The organism is Streptomyces sp. NPDC059994, assembly GCF_042737755.1.
Taxonomy (GTDB): Bacteria; Actinomycetota; Actinomycetes; order Streptomycetales; family Streptomycetaceae; genus Streptomyces.
This window is the reverse complement of record NZ_JBHWUR010000204.1, coordinates 1-883: the sequence shown is the minus strand read 5'-3', so window position 1 is coordinate 883 and position 883 is coordinate 1. Positions and strand designations below refer to the sequence as shown.

The 883-nt window shown below is 71.7% G+C and carries 2 pseudogenes; both read right to left on the bottom strand.

What is annotated here, in order from left to right:
* Nucleotides 1-261: 261 nt before the first annotated feature.
* Nucleotides 262-462 (bottom strand): annotated as a pseudogene (locus tag ACFWA7_RS39675) (cold-shock protein); the annotation flags it as partial.
* A 256-nt stretch (nucleotides 463-718) separates the two neighbouring features.
* Nucleotides 719-883 (bottom strand): annotated as a pseudogene (locus tag ACFWA7_RS39670) (MerR family transcriptional regulator); the annotation flags it as partial.

The window sequence follows — 883 nt, the reverse complement described above, 5'->3', positions numbered from 1 at the left end:
CCTGCCCCCCCCCCCCCCCGCGCGGGGGGGGGCGGGCGGCCCCGGGGGGGCGGGGGGGGGGGCCCGTCCCTGGTATCCGCCCTGCCGGGGGGGGGGGGCGGCGCCGCCGGGGGGCCCCCGCCCCGACCCTGTGCACGACAAGTTCTGTCGGCGCCCGGTACGAGAGCGGGCCCCCTGGTCCGGCTGAAAGCACGGCCCGCGCGGGCCTCGGCAGTCACCGGACGCGGAGTGCCCTGCTCCTCGCGCAATGCCGCGAGGTCGGGCCGGGTTGATGTTCTCGGCCTGCGGGCCCTTCTGGCCTGGGTGACGTCGAACGTCACGGCCTGGCCCTCCTGAAGCTCACGAAAGCCCGAGGAGCTGATCGCGGAGTGGTGCGCGAAGACATCCGGGCCGCCCACCGTCCTGGGCGATGAAGCCGAAGCCCTTCTCCGGGGTGAACCACGTCACAGTTCCCGTAGCCATTGTCATGACTTCCAGTCGATGAACGCCTCCCGCTCCGTGTGGACAGCAGAAATGATCGCCCTGGTTCCTGCGGCTCAGCACAGCAAAACGCCCACACCAAGGCGTGGGCAAAAAGGCGTGGGCAAAGGGGAACTCCGAACCACGACAGCTGACGCCGCCCTCCACGCCCGCACACCGCGTCACCAAGGGAACGATCACACCGCACACCGGGACTGCGCGGGCGCGCTGTCCGCCGATACCGGCGGGCACGCTCCTCTCATGCCACGGCCGTGGGGTTGGGGGATCCGGCGGTGCGGCGGTGTTCGGCGTTGATGCGCTGGGCTTCTTGGAGTTGGTCTTCGAGGATGATGATGCGGCAGGCGGCTTCGATGGGGGTGCCCTGGTCGACGAGTTCGCGGGCGCGGGCGGCGATGCGGAGCTG